This window comes from Brachybacterium aquaticum (assembly GCF_014204755.1).
Classification (GTDB): domain Bacteria; phylum Actinomycetota; class Actinomycetes; order Actinomycetales; family Dermabacteraceae; genus Brachybacterium; species Brachybacterium aquaticum.
The window spans coordinates 3,047,314-3,062,341 of the sequence record NZ_JACHLZ010000001.1 but is presented as its reverse complement, the minus strand read 5'-3'; the positions used below and the strand labels follow the sequence as shown (position 1 = coordinate 3,062,341).

Sequence of the window (15,028 nt, the reverse complement as noted above, 5' to 3'; positions counted from 1 at the left end):
GATGCACCGCTCCTTCGTGTGGTTATCTGAATGGTTCTGCCAAACCTAGACGTAGAGGATGTAACTGTCCCCCGGCAAGGGGGCGTGTGACCCGAAACTTGACTGGCGGCCCCGCAGGGGGTCTGTCTTTGATCTGAACCGTCCACGACCCCTTCGCCGGTGGGGTGACCGACGAGGAGCGCCGGTCGAAGGCCTTGCATGACCTCATATGAGCCTGGAGAGCCCCATCAACGTCTTGTCTGCCCGGCCCCCGACCGACGTGCCCACCATCAGGAAGGCAGACCACCATCATGACAACAACAACTGTCCCGCGTAAAGTAGTTGGCACGTTTTCGGTGGTGGGAAAGGTAGGGGTGTAGGGGTCGGCGTGGTCGAGGTGGACGTCCAGCGGTCGGTTCCAGGCCAGGGCCTCGTGAGGACGGATCTGGTTGTACTCGCTGCGGTAGGCGTCGGCGTGCTCGACCAGCGCCAGGACGTCGTCGATCTCCTCGAGGAACAGTCTTTCGTACTTTAGCGTGCCGAACCCGCGTTCACGGGACCCGTTCTGTCCCGGAGTGCGAATTCTGGTGCGGACGTGGCGCAGCTCGGGATGGCTGGTGATGAAGTGCTCGAATCGGAATGAGCGGAACGGGCCGCCGTTGTCCGTCACGATCGTGAGGGCGGGGATGACCTCGCCGTTCTCGTCTGCCTGGCAGGTCTCGATCAGCGGATGACCGAACAGGGCTTCGTAGTGTTCCAGGGCGGTCTCGATCGCGGTGATCGCGTCGTGCTGGTTCGCGGTGGGAGAGACGTGCCAGGGATACTCGTACTTGCTCCAGTAGTCCCGGCATCCTGCGATCCTCCAGGTCCCGCCGGTGTTGGTCTCGAACTCGGAGAAGTCCAGCTGCCATACCTGGTTCGCCCCGGTGGGTTCCTCCGCGAATGCCGCCTTGCGCCTCTGGGCGAGCTGGCGGCGTTCGCGCTGGTAGGCGGCGGGAAGGGGCTCTTCACGAATGAGGGTGTAGCGCGGGTCTGAACCCTCCGGCTTCGAGCAGCGACCGAGCGATGTAGTGGGTGAGGTTGCGGAAGCCGAGGGCGGAGCCGCGGAGGTGTTCGAGTCGCCCGTTGAATCTCCTATGTCTGTCAAGCCCCGGTGAGCTCATTCTGAGCGGCGGTGTTGAGGCGGCGGTAGATGTCGCGGGCGAGGTAGCGCTTGAGGCAGCGACGGATCTCCCGGAGGGTGCGCCCTTCGGCGGTACGGCGCTCGACGTAGGCGCGGGTTCGCGGGTCCATTCGCATGCGGGTGACGACGGCCATGTGGAGTGCTCGGTTGAGGCGCCGGTCGCCACCCCGGTTGATCCGGTGCCGGACGGTGTTGCCCGATGACGCGGGGATGGGGCTGGTTCCAGCGAGGCTGGCGAACGCGGACTCGGATCGAATGCGGCCCAGGTGTGACCACGCGGTCAGAGCGACGGCGGCGGTGACTGGGCCGATGCCGGGCTGGTTGAGCAGGCCACCGGCGGGGCTCTGCCGGACCAGGTCCGTGATCCGCGTGGTGATCTCCTTGAGCTCGCCGTCGAGGGCGGCGACGCGTTTGGCGAGCCGGATCGCTTCACCACGGGCGGTGGCCGTGGCGAGCTCTTCGTCGCGGGTGCGCCACGCCGCGGTCGTGGCGATCTGGGTCGCGGTGAGCGGGCGGCGGGCATCGATACCGAGGTCGACCACGCGCAGTAGCGCGGTGAGCGCGTTGATCGTCGCGGTGCGCTCGGTGCTCATGTGGTCGCGGGAGGCCAGCAGGACCTTTATGGCAGCGCGAATACCTTCGTCGGCGCGCGGTTGACGCAGTTGCGTCTGCTGCAGCGGGAGCGCTGCTGCGGCGATGCGGCGCGCATCCAGCGGGTCGGACTTGCCGATGCCGCGGTTCGCCCGAGCGTTCATCCGCGGGGCCTCGACGACGGTGTGTCCGGTGTCTGCTGCAGTGCGGGCAAGGCGTGCGCCGTAGGTGCCGGTGCCCTCGATCACCCACAGCGTGTCGAGGTCCCCTCCGGTGCGGCGCCCGACCCAAGACACCGCGCGTGACAAGCCTGCTGCCGTTGCGGGAAACTGAGCCTCATCGACAATCTCGCCCGTCGGGCAGGCCAGGATCGAGACAGCGTGGTTGCGGGCGTGGGTATCCACGCCGATGACGAACGGGCGGGTATGCGCGACGATAGCCATGGCGATCGACGCTCCTCTCTTCGAGACGGACATGGTCACGGTCGCCAAGCGGCCGGCACGGGTCCGGGAAGAGGTCACTTCGGGGCGAATCTGTGATGGGCCACGGCCCGAGGGCCGGGCAGTCTCCTGATGAGGTCACCGAGGTGGGCCGGACGGTGTCGGCCGCACCGACCCGGGCGGACAATTCAACGGGAAGACACCGCAAGCGGGCCAATTGCTTCGAGAGTCACACCCGGTTCGATACGACCGACATCCATCCTGACCGGCCAGTCCCAGACCAGCCAGATCCAGACTCACAGATGGCCTCGGTCGGGCCGTTGCTGGTGCCGGGGCGGTCGAAGAACGCGAGGATGTCGCCCGCCCGCGGCTTCATGGTCCGGCCGAGCTTGCGGACCTCGACGAGCGCCGCGGGAACGCCGCTGCTGATCGCAGCGATCACCTCCTGCATCATCGCCTTCGCTTTCTTCTTGTCGGGCTCCCGGTAGGCCGCGACGATGCGCTGGTAGATGCCCCAGGTCGCCTCGACCTCGACGTGCTCCTCGCTCGCGAACACTGCGTCCAGGCGTGCCCGCTGCCGGTCGGTGAGCAGGCTCGCCCCGGTGTGCAGGGTGCGGCGGGCTTTGTAGAGCGGGTCGCCCTTGAGCCCGCGGTGACCGGTGGTGTCTTGCTGGACCCGACGCCGGCAGACATCCAGCGCGTCGCCGGTGAGGCGGACCACGTGGAACGGGTCCATGACGGGGACGGCGTCGGGGAGTTCCTCGGCGGCAGCGGTCTTGAACCCGGCGAAGCCGTCCATCGCGACCACCTCGATCCGCTTCGCCCAGTCCGCAGGGCGGGCGGCGAGCCACTGCTTGAACACCGCCTTGGAGCGGCCCTCGACCATGTCCAGCAGCCTCGCCGGCCCGGTCTTGTTCCTCGCGGGCGTGAGGTCGATGATCACGGTGACGTACTTGTCGCCCAGCCTCGTGTGTCGCCAGACGTGCTCGTCGACACCGATCGTGGTGACCCCGTCGAACCGGGCGGGGTCGTCGATCAGGCGCCGCTTGCCTTCCGCGAGGACGGCGGCGTTCGCGGCACTCCAGGACACCCCGAGACCTGCGGCGACGCGGGTGACGGTGAGGTGGTCGATGACGATGCCCCGCAGCGCCCACTCCAGGCCGCCGCGGGAGATCTTCGCACGCGGCGCCGCTGCCCGCGTCATGTCCTGCCGCCACGTGCGCCGGCAGTGTCCGCACCGGTACCGGCGCACCCGCACCAGCAGGGTCGTCGGCCTGTGCCCGAACGGCTCGTGCGCCAGTCGACGCGTGACCGTGTCCCGCGGCACGCCCTCGACACCGCACTTCCGACACCACGGGTCGTCCTCGACGACGCGGCATTCGATCGTGGCCCGATCCGGCTCGATCAGCTGGCCGACGGCGACGAGGCCGAGCTCGTCGAGGCGGCAGAACGTGGTCAGGTCAGGGGTCGCGAAAGTAGGGTGGAGCACGTCGAGGTCTTTCGGGATGGCGAGCGTGAAGAACTTCCATCATCCGGGAGACCTCGACCCCTACCCGGCCACCGACGCGCTCAACCGACTACACCCTCGTTCGTGAAGAGCCCCATTTGGTCCCGAAGGGCACCAGTGACACGAGGATCCACAGCGGTTGGAGGGTCGCGACCATGGACAGCGCGGGCCAGCGCGACAGGACGGCGTAGACGGTCGTGGCCGGCCCGCCAACGCCCCCGATCACCGTGCCGAGCCCCACCCCGACCCCGGTCGCGACCTGCACGGGAACCCCGTCCACAGTGGTGTTCACCCGGGCCAGCAGGACGGAGATGACGAGGCTCAGCAGCACGAGCGAGGCGACCACGAGGTAGAGCGGTGCGGGTGGGGAGATCGAGGACAGCCACGCCGCGAAGGGCATCACCGCGATCGCGGGCAAGCCGATGCGCAGCACCTTGCCCTATTCGATCCGGGACCAGATCCGCGGCAGCATCACGATCGGCACGAGCCCGCCGAGGAGGTTCGCGAGCATGATCCCCTCGTGCGCGCCGATCAGCACCACCGCGTACGGAGCGAACACGATCCCGAGGCCCATCCCCGCCACGCGCTGGATGATCGCGCAGACCAGCACCAGGCCGATCAGGGTGAGGGAGAGGGGGAGCGTCACCCGGCCACCGTATCCAGCGGGCGCGTGGGGCGGGACCGCGTCCGGGGCAGCGGTCCCTCGTGGTGAATGGGGGCGGATTCTGGCGGACCTCGCGCTCAGGAGGGCCGCTCGGCAGCCTTCCGCCAGCATTCGCCGTATCGCCGGCTCAGGCCACACCGCCGGTGAACGCCACGGTGCAGATCCGCCCCGCCGCCCACGACCGACGGATCGGGGACGGCCCTACGGATGCTCCCAGAGCGCGGAGACGGGAAGCCCCCAGATGCGCTCGGCCAGCTGACGGCTCTCGGGGATGAGCCCGAGCACGGCCCCTCCGAGGAATCGCGGCCCCAGGCGCTCCGCGAGCGCCCGGATCCCCTTCGAGTGATCGGCACGGAGAGTGGACGACGCTTTCACTTCGAGGAGGAAGACGCGGCCGTCGTCGAACTCCATGACGACATCGACCTCCAGCCCGTCGCGATCGCGGAAGTGGAAGACCTCGAAGTCCTCCGCGGACCATCCACGCTGCGCGAGCAGTTGTGCCACGACGAAGGCCTCGAGCTGAGCGCCGAGCACCTCGGCGCTGCGCACCTGCGCGAGCTGTGCGGCACGGAGCCGGGTCAACCTGGTGGCGAGCCCGGAGTCGGCGACGGAGACCTTGCGGCGGCCGACCTCTCGCTTGGTGAGGTTCGCGCGCCACGGGGGGAGATCGTGCGTGAGGTACATCGTGGAGAGCGCGGCGAGGTATGCGGAGACGCCGGAGCGGGGCATGGACAGCTCGTCGGCGAGGCGCGCCTGAACGAGCTCGCCGCCCTGGTTCGCCGCCACGAGTCGGAGGACGGCCGCGAGCCGGTCGGTCGACAGGCCGCGGGAGACGTCACCGACATCCCGGGTGAGCAGACGGTCCAGGTAGCTGTCGAACCAGGTGCGATGGTGGCGCTCGGCTAGTCTCTGGATCTCCGGGTAACCACCCTTCATCACCGCGTCGATGTAGGCCTCACGGGGCCACCCCGGGCGACTCCCGGCGAGGGAGCCGTCAGCGGCACGGACCCAGCGTGCGAAGTCCTCGGCTTCCCCGCGGATCTCGCCCTGGCTCAGTCCATGGAGATCGAGCGTCACGGCGCGACCGGCGAGGGAATCGGGGGAGCGGGAGAGGCGCAGGAGATCCGAGGAGCCGGTCAGGAGGAAGCGTCCGGGCGAGCGGTCGGCGTCGATCGCCGACTTGATCGCGAGCAGGATCTCGGGGCTCCGCTGCACCTCGTCGATCACGAGGAGGCCCTCGCCCGCCTGACGCACGAACGCACGAGGATCCAGCTTCGCGGACTCCCGGACATCATCGTCGTCGAAGCTCACCGAGACGTGCGGCCTTCCCTCGGCCACCATCGCGGCGAGAGTGCTCTTCCCGACCTGCCGTGCGCCCTGCATGACGACGGCGGGGAAGGCGTCGAGCAGGTCGGTGGCTTGGGGGAGAAGGTGCCGTGTGAACAGCGAGTTCATAACGGCACCGTACCTCAGGTCGAACATTCGCGGTAGGCCAGGTCGAACAAACGCGGATGACTAGGTGCTACAAACGCGGAGAGTCAGGTGCTACAAACGCGGAGTCGTAGGTCGAACAAGCGCGACCGCTGAGCTCGCCCGTCCGGGGCAGAGGGCCGTCGTGGTGAGCGGGCCGTCGTGGTGAAAGGGGGCGGAATACGGCGGACCTCGCACTCACGAGCGGAGCTGCCCGCATGCCGCCAGTGATCGCCATACCGCCGATGAACGTCACGGCCCGACCTGCTTCGGGGCTCAGCCCCTCCGGCTCAGCCCCCCTCCGGCTCAGCCCCTCCCGAACAGCGCCGCGATCTGCGGGTGCCCCGCCTCGTATCCCTCGAGCAGCTTCCGCCCCAGCTCCGGGGAGCTGACCAGCGGGTGGGTGGAGAAGCCGCGCCAGGCGGCCTCGCGGGAACCGGTGCGGGCTGCCTCCAGGATCGCCCGCTCGGCGGAGCGCAGCGTGGACATCATGCCGATCCGCCCCAGCTCCACCGGGGCGACGGGCAGGGGGTGCACCCCGTCGCCGTCGACCTCGCACAGCACCTCGAGCACGAGGTCCGCGGGCAGCTCGGGGACGATCCGTTCGCTCGCGGGGGCGTCCTCACGGCCTGCGGCGATGTTGCCGACGTCCAGGATCATCCGCTCCTTCGTGCCGGTCGCGATCGCGGTCATCAGCCGCATCGCCACCTCCTGGTAGCCGCCGCCTGCGATGTCCTCCTCACGCCGCTCCTCGTCGCGGGACTCGGCCATGTAGGTCGCCTCGCGCTCGTGCAGGGTGGAGCGCCAGAGGTCCAGGGGCGAGGAGCAGCACGCGCCGCCTGCCCTCGCAGGCCCGTCGGCCGCCTCCGCCGCCGCGAGGTAGAAGTCCCCCTGCTGCTTGGCGAGGAACTCGCCGCGCGTGGTGGCCGCGGCGGTGATCCGGCGGATCGCCTCGTCGGTGTGCAGGTAGTAGAAGAGGTACTCGTTCGGCAGCGCCCCGTCGGCGCGGACCCAGTCCTTGCCGATCAGCCGCGCCTCCTCGATCTCCTCGAGCGCCGCGTCGTCGGCCAGCAGCCCCGGCAGGCGGTCCACGCCCTCCACGGTCGCCGCGCGCAACCATCCCAGGTGGTTCAGGCCCACGTAGTCCACGCCCGTGCCCGGCGTGCCGGCGACCAGGTCCGCGCCGAGCAGTCGGCCCACGCGGCGCACCAGGCCGATGGGGGTGTCGCAGATGCCCACGGCGCGGTCGCCGAGCACGCCGCGCAGCGCCTCGGTGACGATCCCGGCGGGGTTGGTGAAGTTGATGACCCAGGCGTTCGGCGCGACCTCGGCGATGGTCCGGGCGATGTCGAGCGCGACGGGAAGGGTGCGCAGAGCGTAGGCGAGGCCGCCGGGGCCGATGGTCTCCTGGCCCAGCAGGCCGAGGCCGAGCGCCACCCGCTCGTCGACGGTGCGGGCCTCGGCACCGCCCACCCGGATCGCGCTGAACACGAAGTCCGCGCCGGTCACGGCCTCGCGCACGTCGGTCGTGGCGGTCAGCCGCGGCAGCGCCGCCACCCGACCCGAGGCGAGGAGCTGCGCGCCGAGCCCCTCGATGACCGAGGTGATGGTGCGCAGGCGCGCCGCATCGACGTCCTGCAGGGAGATCTCGTCGACCACCAGACCCGTCGCGCCGATGGCCGCTGCCTCGTAGACCAGCGGGACGCGGAACCCGCCTCCGCCCAGGATCGTGAGCCTCATGGCGTCACCGTAGCACCGCACCTCAGCCGCGCCGAGACCCGTCATCGCAGGTCACCACCTGGTCACGGTTCGCGCCGCGAGGCCTCGCGCGTGAGACGATGACGAGCCCGGGCGTCCCGGCCCGGTCGCTGCTCAGGAGGCCTGCCATGCGTCGTCGTCCCGTCCTGCTCACCGGTGCCGCCCTCGGCGCCCTCGGCCTGCTCGCCGCCTGCGCGCCCGGCTCCGACTCCGGCGGCGGGGATGCCTCCGACGGCGGCGCCGCGGCCCCGTCGGCCGACGAGGTCGTCACCGACGTCGCCTCCCTCGGCGACGTCACCCTCGTGGTGTGGGACCAGGAGGTCCGCGGCGCCCAGAACGACGCGATCACCGCGCTGATCGACGCGTTCCAGGAGAAGTACCCGAACATCACCGTCGAGCGGCAGAGCCAGTCCTTCGACGACCTCCAACAGCAGACGGGCCTGGCACTGTCCGGCAACGACGTCCCCGACGTCCTCCAGGTCAACAACGCCCGCGGCGACATGGGCACCTACGTCGCCGACCAGCTGCTCACCGACCTGTCCGGCTACGCCGAGGCCTACGGCTGGGAGGACCGCTTCAGCGCGAGCGTGCTGGGCAAGATGCGCTACTCCGAGGACGGCGTCACCTTCGGCGAGGGCAACCTCTACGGCCTCGCCCAGACCGGCGAGGTCTGCGGTATCTACTACTCCCAGGCGAAGTTGGACGCCCTGGGCCTCGAGGCCCCCACCACCTGGGAGGAGGTGTTCGCCCTGGTCGACGCCGCCTCCGCAGCCGGGGAGCAGCCGATCATGCTCGGCAACCTCGACCAGTGGCCGGCGCTGCACGTCTTCGGACCGCTGCAGGCGAACTACGTCCCGGCCGACGAGATCGTCACCCTCGGCATGGGCAACGCCGGTGCCGCCTGGACCGACGACGCGAACGGGGAGGCGCTCGCGAAGCTCGCCGAGTGGGGCAGCTCCGGGGCCCTCGGCGACTCCCCGAACGGTCTCGCCTACGACGACGCGTGGCCGCTGTTCACCAAGGGCACCGGTGTGCTCCTCATCGGCGGGTCCTGGCTCGGCCCGGACATGGAGGCCGTGATGGGCGAGGACCTGCGCTTCATGGCCCCGCCGCCCGGCGTCGACGGAGGCGTCGCCACCACCGGCGGCACCGGCATCCCCTTCTCGATCCCCGCCGCGGCCGCGAACAAGGACGCCGCTGCTGCGTACATCGACTTCATCACCAGCGACGACGCGATGGCGCTGATCGCCGAGAACGGCGGCATGCCCGTGAACCGCACCGCCGAGCTGGCGCCGGAGTCCGGCGTCAACAAGGACATCTACGAGGCGTTCGACGCGGTCTCCACCGAGGGCACCCTGCTGCCCTACCTCGACTACGCGACCCCGTCCTTCGCTGACACCGCCGGCGCCACCCTCCAGGAGGTCATCGGCGGGCAGACCGACCCGGTCACGGCCGCCCAGGCGCTCCAGGAGGACTACGCGGCGTTCACCGAGGGCTCCTGACACCCCATGTCGGTGACCACCCCGGCCCCTCGCAGCACCCCGGCCGCGGGCTCTGCCCCCACCGCGGGCGAGTCCCGGGCCCGGGGGCGGAGCGGGCGGCCCTCCGCGGTCGCCCGCTCCGCCCTCTCGCCGTACCTGTTCATTTTCCCCGCCCTGCTGGTCTACGGCGCGTTCGCGCTGTACCCGCTGCTGCGCGCCGCTCAGTTCTCCCTCTACGAGTGGCGGGGCTTCGGCGCCAGCACCTTCGTGGGCCTGCAGAACTACATCGACCTCGCCGGGGACGCCGCCTTCCGCGCCGCGATCGGGAACGCGCTCGTGCTCATCGTGTTCTATGCGGTGATCCCGCTGGTCGTCGGGCTCGTGCTCGCCGCGATCCTGCGCCGCGGCCAGGTGCGCGGCATGGGCTTCTTCCGCACCGTGATCTTCCTGCCCCAGGTGATCGCCCTGGTCGTCGTCGCGGTCGCGTGGCGGCAGATCTACTCGCCCGTCGGCCCGCTGAACCAGCTGCTCAGCGCCGTGGGCCTCGACGGTCTCACCCGCGGCTGGCTCGGCGACCCGCAGACCGCGCTCGCGTCCGTCGGGTTCATCGGCACCTGGATCGAGATGGGGCTCGTGATGCTGCTGATGCTGTCCGGCATGAGCCGCATCCCCGCGGAGCTGTACGAGGCCGCGCGGCTGGACGGCGCGGGTCCGCTGCGCGAGTTCTTCGCGATCACCCTGCCCGCCGTGCGCGGCGAGATCACCGTCGCGCTGGTGCTCACGATCATCGCGGCGCTGAAGACCTTCGACCTCGTCTACATGACCACCTCCGGCGGGCCCGGCAACGCCACGACCGTGCCCAGCTACGAGGTGTACTTCCGCGCCTTCGACCTGCGCGAGGTGGGCTCCGCGTCCGCCGTCGCGATCGTGCTGACGCTGCTGATCTTCGCGATCAACGTGGGCGTCACCCGCATCGGGGAGCGCGAGTCATGAGGGTCTCCCGCGGCGAGGCCGTCATGAACTACGTGCTGCTGATCGCCTTCGCGGCCTTCGCTCTCGGCCCGGTCCTGACGATCCTCGCGACCTCCGTCTCCGCGCCGCTGGGGGAGCCGGCCGGGTTCTACCTCTCCAACTTCGTCGACGCCTGGACGATCGGCGGCTTCGGCAGGTCCCTGCAGAACTCGATCGTGGTCGCCGCGATCGTGGTGGTGGCCGCGACCGCGCTGTCGATCCTGTCCGGCTACGCCTTCGGGACCATGCGCTTCCGCGGCGCGACGGCGCTGTTCTACCTGTTCCTGCTCGGCATGATGATCCCCGCCGAGGCGACGATCATCCCGCTGTTCTTCGACCTGCGCACCCTGGGCCTGACCGACACGTACCTCGCGATCGCCCTGCCCCAGGTCGCCCAGTCCATCGCCTTCGGCACCTTCTGGCTTCGCGCCCAGTTCCGCGCCATGCCCGTGAGCCTCCTCGAGGCCGCGGCGCTCGACGGCGCCGGCGCCTTCCGGGCCCTCAGGAGCATCCTCGTCCCCGCCAGCCGCCCCGCGATCGTGACGATGCTGGTGCTGGTGTTCATGTGGACCTGGAACGAGTTCCTCATCGCCCTGATCATGACTCCGTCGGGGAAGCTGCGCACCGCGCCGCTGGGCCTCGCGAACTTCCAGGGCCAGTACACCTCCGAGATCGCGCTGCTCTCCGCCGGCGCCGTGATCGTCGCGCTTCCCACCGTGATCCTGTTCCTCTTCCTGCAGCGCCACTTCATCCGCGGGATGCTCGAAGGAGTCGCCAAGTGATGACCGAGAACAGCAAGATCCTGTCGGCCAACGGGGCTCCCGCCGCCGGCGGCCCCGTGCCCGCCCCTCCGGAGGCTCCCGAGGTGGGGGACTGGGACCCGCTGGCCGCGCAGCGCACCGCCGACGACCCGCCGCTGGACGTGCTGCTGTCCGGCACGGTCTTCTTCGACATCGTCTTCACCGGCATGGACCGCCTCCCGCAGCCCGGCGAGGAGCTATGGTCCAAGGGCATGGGCTCCAGCCCCGGCGGCATCGCGAACCTCGCCACCGCCACCGCGCGGCTGGGCCTGCGCACCGGGCTCGTGGCGGGGTTCGGCGACGACGCCTACGGCGACTGGATGTGGCACACCCTGGCCGACGAGGAGGGCATCGACCTGTCCGCCTCGAAGCAGTTCCGGGACTTCCACTCGGCGCTGACCGCGTCGATCGCCGCCCACGGCGACCGCGCCATGGTCACCCACGGGCACGAGCTGCCGGAGCCCCTCTCCTCCCTCATCGCCCGCGCCCCCGCCGCCCGTGCGGCCGTGGTGGACCTGGCAGGGGAGACGTCCTGGTGGTCGGAGCTCGCCCGCGGCGGCGCGCTGATCTTCGCCGACATCGGCTACGACAGCACCGGGAAGTGGGACCCTGCCGACCTCGCCCCGCTCCAGCACTGCCACGCCTTCACCCCCAACGCGCTGGAGGCCACGGCCTACACCCGCACCGACAGCCCCGGGAAGGCGGTGCGCGCGCTCGCCGACCTGGTGCCCCTTGCGGTGGTGACCGACGGGGTGGACGGCGCCTACGCGATCGACTCCTCCACGGGCGAGGAGGTGTACTGCCCCGCCGTGCCCGTGCACGCCATCGACACCACCGGCGCCGGGGACGTGTTCGCCGCCGGGCTCGTGCTCGGCACCCTCGCGCAGTGGCCGCTCGCGCAGCGGCTCCGCTTCGCGTCGCTCTGCTCCGCCCTCGCCGTCCAGCAGTTCGGCGGCTCGCTGGCGGCCCCCGGCTGGGGCGACATCACCGACTGGTGGCGCCACCTCTCGGCGGCCGCGGCCGACGGGGACCTGCGCGCCGCCTACACCCGCGGCGGCTACGAGTTCCTCGACGGCGTGGTCCCGGACCACCCGGTGCTGGGCCGACGCCGCGCCCAGGGCACGTTCGCGCTGCGCAGCGACGCGGGCGGGCACTGACCGGGAGCGCCTCGAGTGGTGCTCCCGATCTGTGGTGCCGCCGGCGTCAACACCTCCCTTCTCCCCACGACCTCCCCACGACGAAAGGACCCTCCTCCTCCCTGATCGCAGCATCCCCACGTCTGCACGACTCGGCGTGAACCCCACCGGCGCCCCCGCGACGCCGTCCGCCCGGCGCAGTGACGCGCCGCCGCACGAGAGAAGTCAGCACCCATGTCGCAACAGTCCACCCTCACCGTCTCCCGCCGTCGCCTGCTGCAGGGCACGGCCGTCCTCGGTCTCGCCGCCGGCGCGACCGCCCTCGACCTCACCGAGCTCACCCCGACGGAGCGAGCGCTCGCCGATGGCGGCGTCGACCTCGACATCCTCTACATCGGAGCCCACCCGGATGACGAGGCCTGGACCCTCGCCGCCTTCGGCCAGTGGAACGAGTACGAGGGGCAGCAGGCCGGCGTCATCACGATCACCCGCGGTGAGGGCGGCGGCAACGCCGTGGGCCTGGAGGAGGGCCCGCCGCTGGGTCTGATCCGCGAGGGCGAGGAGCGCACGGCCGTCGGCTTCGCCGGCATCGAGCACGTCTTCAACCTCGACGCGGTCGACTTCTTCTACACGCTCTCGGCGCCGCTGAGCTACGACGTGTGGGGCGGGCAGAACGTGCTCAGCCGTGTGATCCGCGTGGTCCGCGCGACTCGGCCGGACGTCATCGTGACGATGAATCCTTCGGCCGTGCAGGGCAACCACGGCAACCACCAGCAGGCCGCGATGTTCGCCGTCGAGGCCTACCTCCTGGCCGGGCGCGAGGACGTCTTCCCGGAGCACTTCGACGAGGGCCTGAAGCCGTTCTCCCCGCGACGCCTGCTGCGCTCGGGGTCCGACGGGCAGGGACCCACGGGACCGGACGCGGTCTCCACCGGGTACACCCCCGTGATCGCGAGCGACGTTGTCTTCGGCGCCTGGAACGGCACCGAGTCGCGCCGCCACGGCAAGCGGTGGAGCGCTGTGCGTGACGATTCGATCCACGCCTACCGCACCCAGGGCTGGCACGTCTTCCCGCCCACCACCTCCGACCCCGCGAAGATCCCTGCTGCCTGGTTCACCCTCATCGACTCCCGCACCCCGCTCGCGGACCCGACCAGCTCGGACACCGCAGCGCTGCAGGGCGCGACCCTCCCGATCGAGGGCGGGCTGCCGCTGGGCACCACGCTCGAGCTGCGCAGCGAGCTGTTCGCCGTCCGTCCCGGCGCGAGCGTCGACGTCGACGTGGTGATCGGCGCGCCCGGCAGCGCGCTGCCGGGGGTGAGCGTCGCTCTCGAGGTGCCCGAGGGCTGGTCCGTCGGCCGTGCCCAGAACGTCGGCACCGTCCCTGCCAAGCAGTCCCGCACCGCGACCTTCACGGTGCAGGTCCCGGCTGACGCCGCCCCCGGGCAGCATGTCCTGCTGCGTGCCCGTGCGACCTCGAAGAAGGGCAGCGGCGAGAACGTGCTGCCTCTGCGCACCGCCGGGATCGTGGAGGCCGGGATCGCCGACCGCCCCGAGATCGCGGCATTCCTGCAGTGGACCGAGGAGCTCGGGATGCAGCGCCTGGACGCGCTGGTCCCCACCCGGCGCTCGCTCGGCCAGGGCCGCGCCGAGGAGTTCGGCATCGTGGTGCGCAACAACTCCGAAGAGGTGCGCGACGCGGAGGTCACCCTCGAGCTGCCGGAGGGCTTCGCCGCCGACCCGCCGCAGCTGCTCGTCGAGGGCGTGCCCGCGCTCGGCGAGGCGACGGCGACGGTGCGGATCGAGAACACCGATCCTTCATTGCCCACCGCCAACCGCGCCCCGGACGGCGGGGTGTACGCGGTGACGGTCACCGCCGCGGCGGGCGGCGTGAGCGCGCCGAGGGCGCAGGGCCTGCACCTGGTGCCGCGCCTGGTCGCCACCCGCACCGAGGGCGTGGAGGTCGATGCGCAGCGCGGCACGGGCGAGTACCCGGGCGACCCGATCGACATCGGCACCCTGTGGGAGGGCCAGGCCGTCACCCCCGAGGACGCCTCCGGCACCACCTGGGTCACCTACGACGACACGGCGCTGCACGTGTTCGTGCAGGTCACCGACGACGTGCTCGGCACCCTGCTGCCCCCGGAGGACAACAAGCAGCGCTTCCGCACCGACTCGATCGAGATCATGATCGACCCGCGCGGCACCTCCGACAACACCGCCACCACCTTCATCCTCGGTGCCCTGCCCGGCACCGCGGTGGACGGCGGGATCGGAGGCCCGGTCGCCGGGCGCGACCACGACAACCGCCAGGGCCCGATCGACCAGGTCGCCCCGTCCGTGCGGATCGCCGCGAAGATCTCGGACCCCTACGAGGGGTACGTCGTCGAGACGACGATCCCCTTCGCGGAGCTGCCCGACGGGATCGACCCGACGAAGGTCGGCTTCAACGTGGTCGTCTACGACTCCGACACCCAGGACAACACCGGTCAGTCGCGTATCGGCTGGTCGACCTTCCCCGGGGTGCAGGCGGATCCGTTCCGCTGGGGCGTGCTCGAGCTTCCCGGCCTCGCGCCGGGGCCCGACGCGCCGGTGGAGCCGCGCATCCCCGATACGTCCGCGCGCTCTGTCGAGTCCGTGCAGTCGATCCTGCAGGCGGCGGCCGACGAGGTCGGGCTCGGCGGGTTCCCCTGGCTGGGCAGCGGCGCGCTGCGCCTGGACCAGGCCTCTCGCCGCGGCGGCGAGGTGTCGGTGCGGATCCGCACCGGTGAGGCGGGGACGCTGCGCGCGTACCTTTGGGACGGGGAGAAGCGGGTCGGTGCGCTGGACGCCCAGGACGTCGGCGCCGGCCGGTCCACCTACGCGATCCCGGTCGACGCAGATGTTCCCGCGGGAACGTCCCTGACGGTCGCGGTGTCGCTCGAGAACGACCACGGAGCCGTTGCCGGGACCGTGGCAGTGAAGTGAGCGACGCGGAGTAGTTCCTGCTCATGCGGGGAAGGCGGGTG

At 70.9% G+C, this 15,028-nt stretch carries 11 protein-coding genes and 1 pseudogene; 5 read left to right on the top strand and 7 right to left on the bottom strand.

All coding sequences use genetic code 11. The features are described 5' to 3' along the window. Positions 1 to 22 precede the first annotated feature (22 nt). The 7 genes and pseudogenes from HNR70_RS16030 to HNR70_RS13690 form a co-directional block, all read right to left on the bottom strand. Positions 23 to 649, bottom strand: a complete 627-nt coding sequence (locus HNR70_RS16030) for an integrase core domain-containing protein (protein ID WP_312857677.1) — start codon at positions 647 to 649, stop codon at positions 23 to 25. A gap of 473 nt (positions 650 to 1,122) precedes the next feature. Continuing rightward, positions 1,123 to 2,196 (bottom strand): IS110 family RNA-guided transposase, encoded by a 1,074-nt coding sequence (locus HNR70_RS13715; RefSeq protein ID WP_184325815.1) that lies wholly within the window; start codon positions 2,194 to 2,196, stop codon positions 1,123 to 1,125. Between the two features lie 298 nt (positions 2,197 to 2,494). After that, positions 2,495 to 3,682 (bottom strand): annotated as a pseudogene (locus tag HNR70_RS13710) (ISL3 family transposase); the annotation flags it as partial. A gap of 88 nt (positions 3,683 to 3,770) precedes the next feature. Continuing rightward, entirely contained in the window at positions 3,771 to 4,133 is a 363-nt protein-coding gene (locus tag HNR70_RS13705; protein ID WP_184326153.1) for a hypothetical protein, read from the bottom strand. 6 nt (positions 4,134 to 4,139) lie between these two features. After that, positions 4,140 to 4,346 carry a hypothetical protein gene (locus HNR70_RS13700; protein ID WP_184326152.1) on the bottom strand — a complete coding sequence of 69 codons (207 nt, stop codon included), beginning with the start codon at positions 4,344 to 4,346 and terminating at the stop codon, positions 4,140 to 4,142. 219 nt (positions 4,347 to 4,565) lie between these two features. After that, a complete protein-coding gene (locus tag HNR70_RS13695) occupies positions 4,566 to 5,819 on the bottom strand; it encodes an ATP-binding protein (protein WP_184326151.1) in 1,254 nt (417 codons plus the stop codon). A gap of 321 nt (positions 5,820 to 6,140) precedes the next feature. Then, complete coding sequence (locus tag HNR70_RS13690; RefSeq protein ID WP_184326150.1) at positions 6,141 to 7,574, bottom strand: family 4 glycosyl hydrolase; 1,434 nt, start codon at positions 7,572 to 7,574, stop codon at positions 6,141 to 6,143. A gap of 146 nt (positions 7,575 to 7,720) precedes the next feature. On the opposite strand from HNR70_RS13690, the gene HNR70_RS13685 reads away from it, so the two are divergent. The 5 genes from HNR70_RS13685 (at position 7,721) to HNR70_RS13665 (ending at position 14,987) form a co-directional block, all read left to right on the top strand. Continuing rightward, a complete protein-coding gene (locus tag HNR70_RS13685) occupies positions 7,721 to 9,094 on the top strand; it encodes an ABC transporter substrate-binding protein (protein ID WP_184326149.1) in 1,374 nt (457 codons plus the stop codon). A gap of 6 nt (positions 9,095 to 9,100) precedes the next feature. After that, positions 9,101 to 10,066: a carbohydrate ABC transporter permease gene (locus HNR70_RS13680; protein WP_376768829.1), complete on the top strand. Its 966-nt coding sequence runs from the start codon at positions 9,101 to 9,103 to the stop codon at positions 10,064 to 10,066. Further along, positions 10,063 to 10,866 (top strand): carbohydrate ABC transporter permease, encoded by an 804-nt coding sequence (locus tag HNR70_RS13675; RefSeq protein WP_184326148.1) that lies wholly within the window; start codon positions 10,063 to 10,065, stop codon positions 10,864 to 10,866. The genes HNR70_RS13680 and HNR70_RS13675 overlap by 4 nt, the downstream gene beginning before the upstream one ends. Continuing rightward, positions 10,866 to 12,041, top strand: coding sequence for a carbohydrate kinase family protein (locus HNR70_RS13670; protein WP_184326147.1), 1,176 nt, complete (start codon positions 10,866 to 10,868; stop codon positions 12,039 to 12,041). Before HNR70_RS13675 ends, HNR70_RS13670 begins: the two co-directional genes overlap by 1 nt. Positions 12,042 to 12,254: 213 nt before the next feature. Next, entirely contained in the window at positions 12,255 to 14,987 is a 2,733-nt protein-coding gene (locus HNR70_RS13665; protein WP_184326146.1) for a sugar-binding protein, read from the top strand. The last annotated feature ends 41 nt before the right edge of the window (positions 14,988 to 15,028 follow it).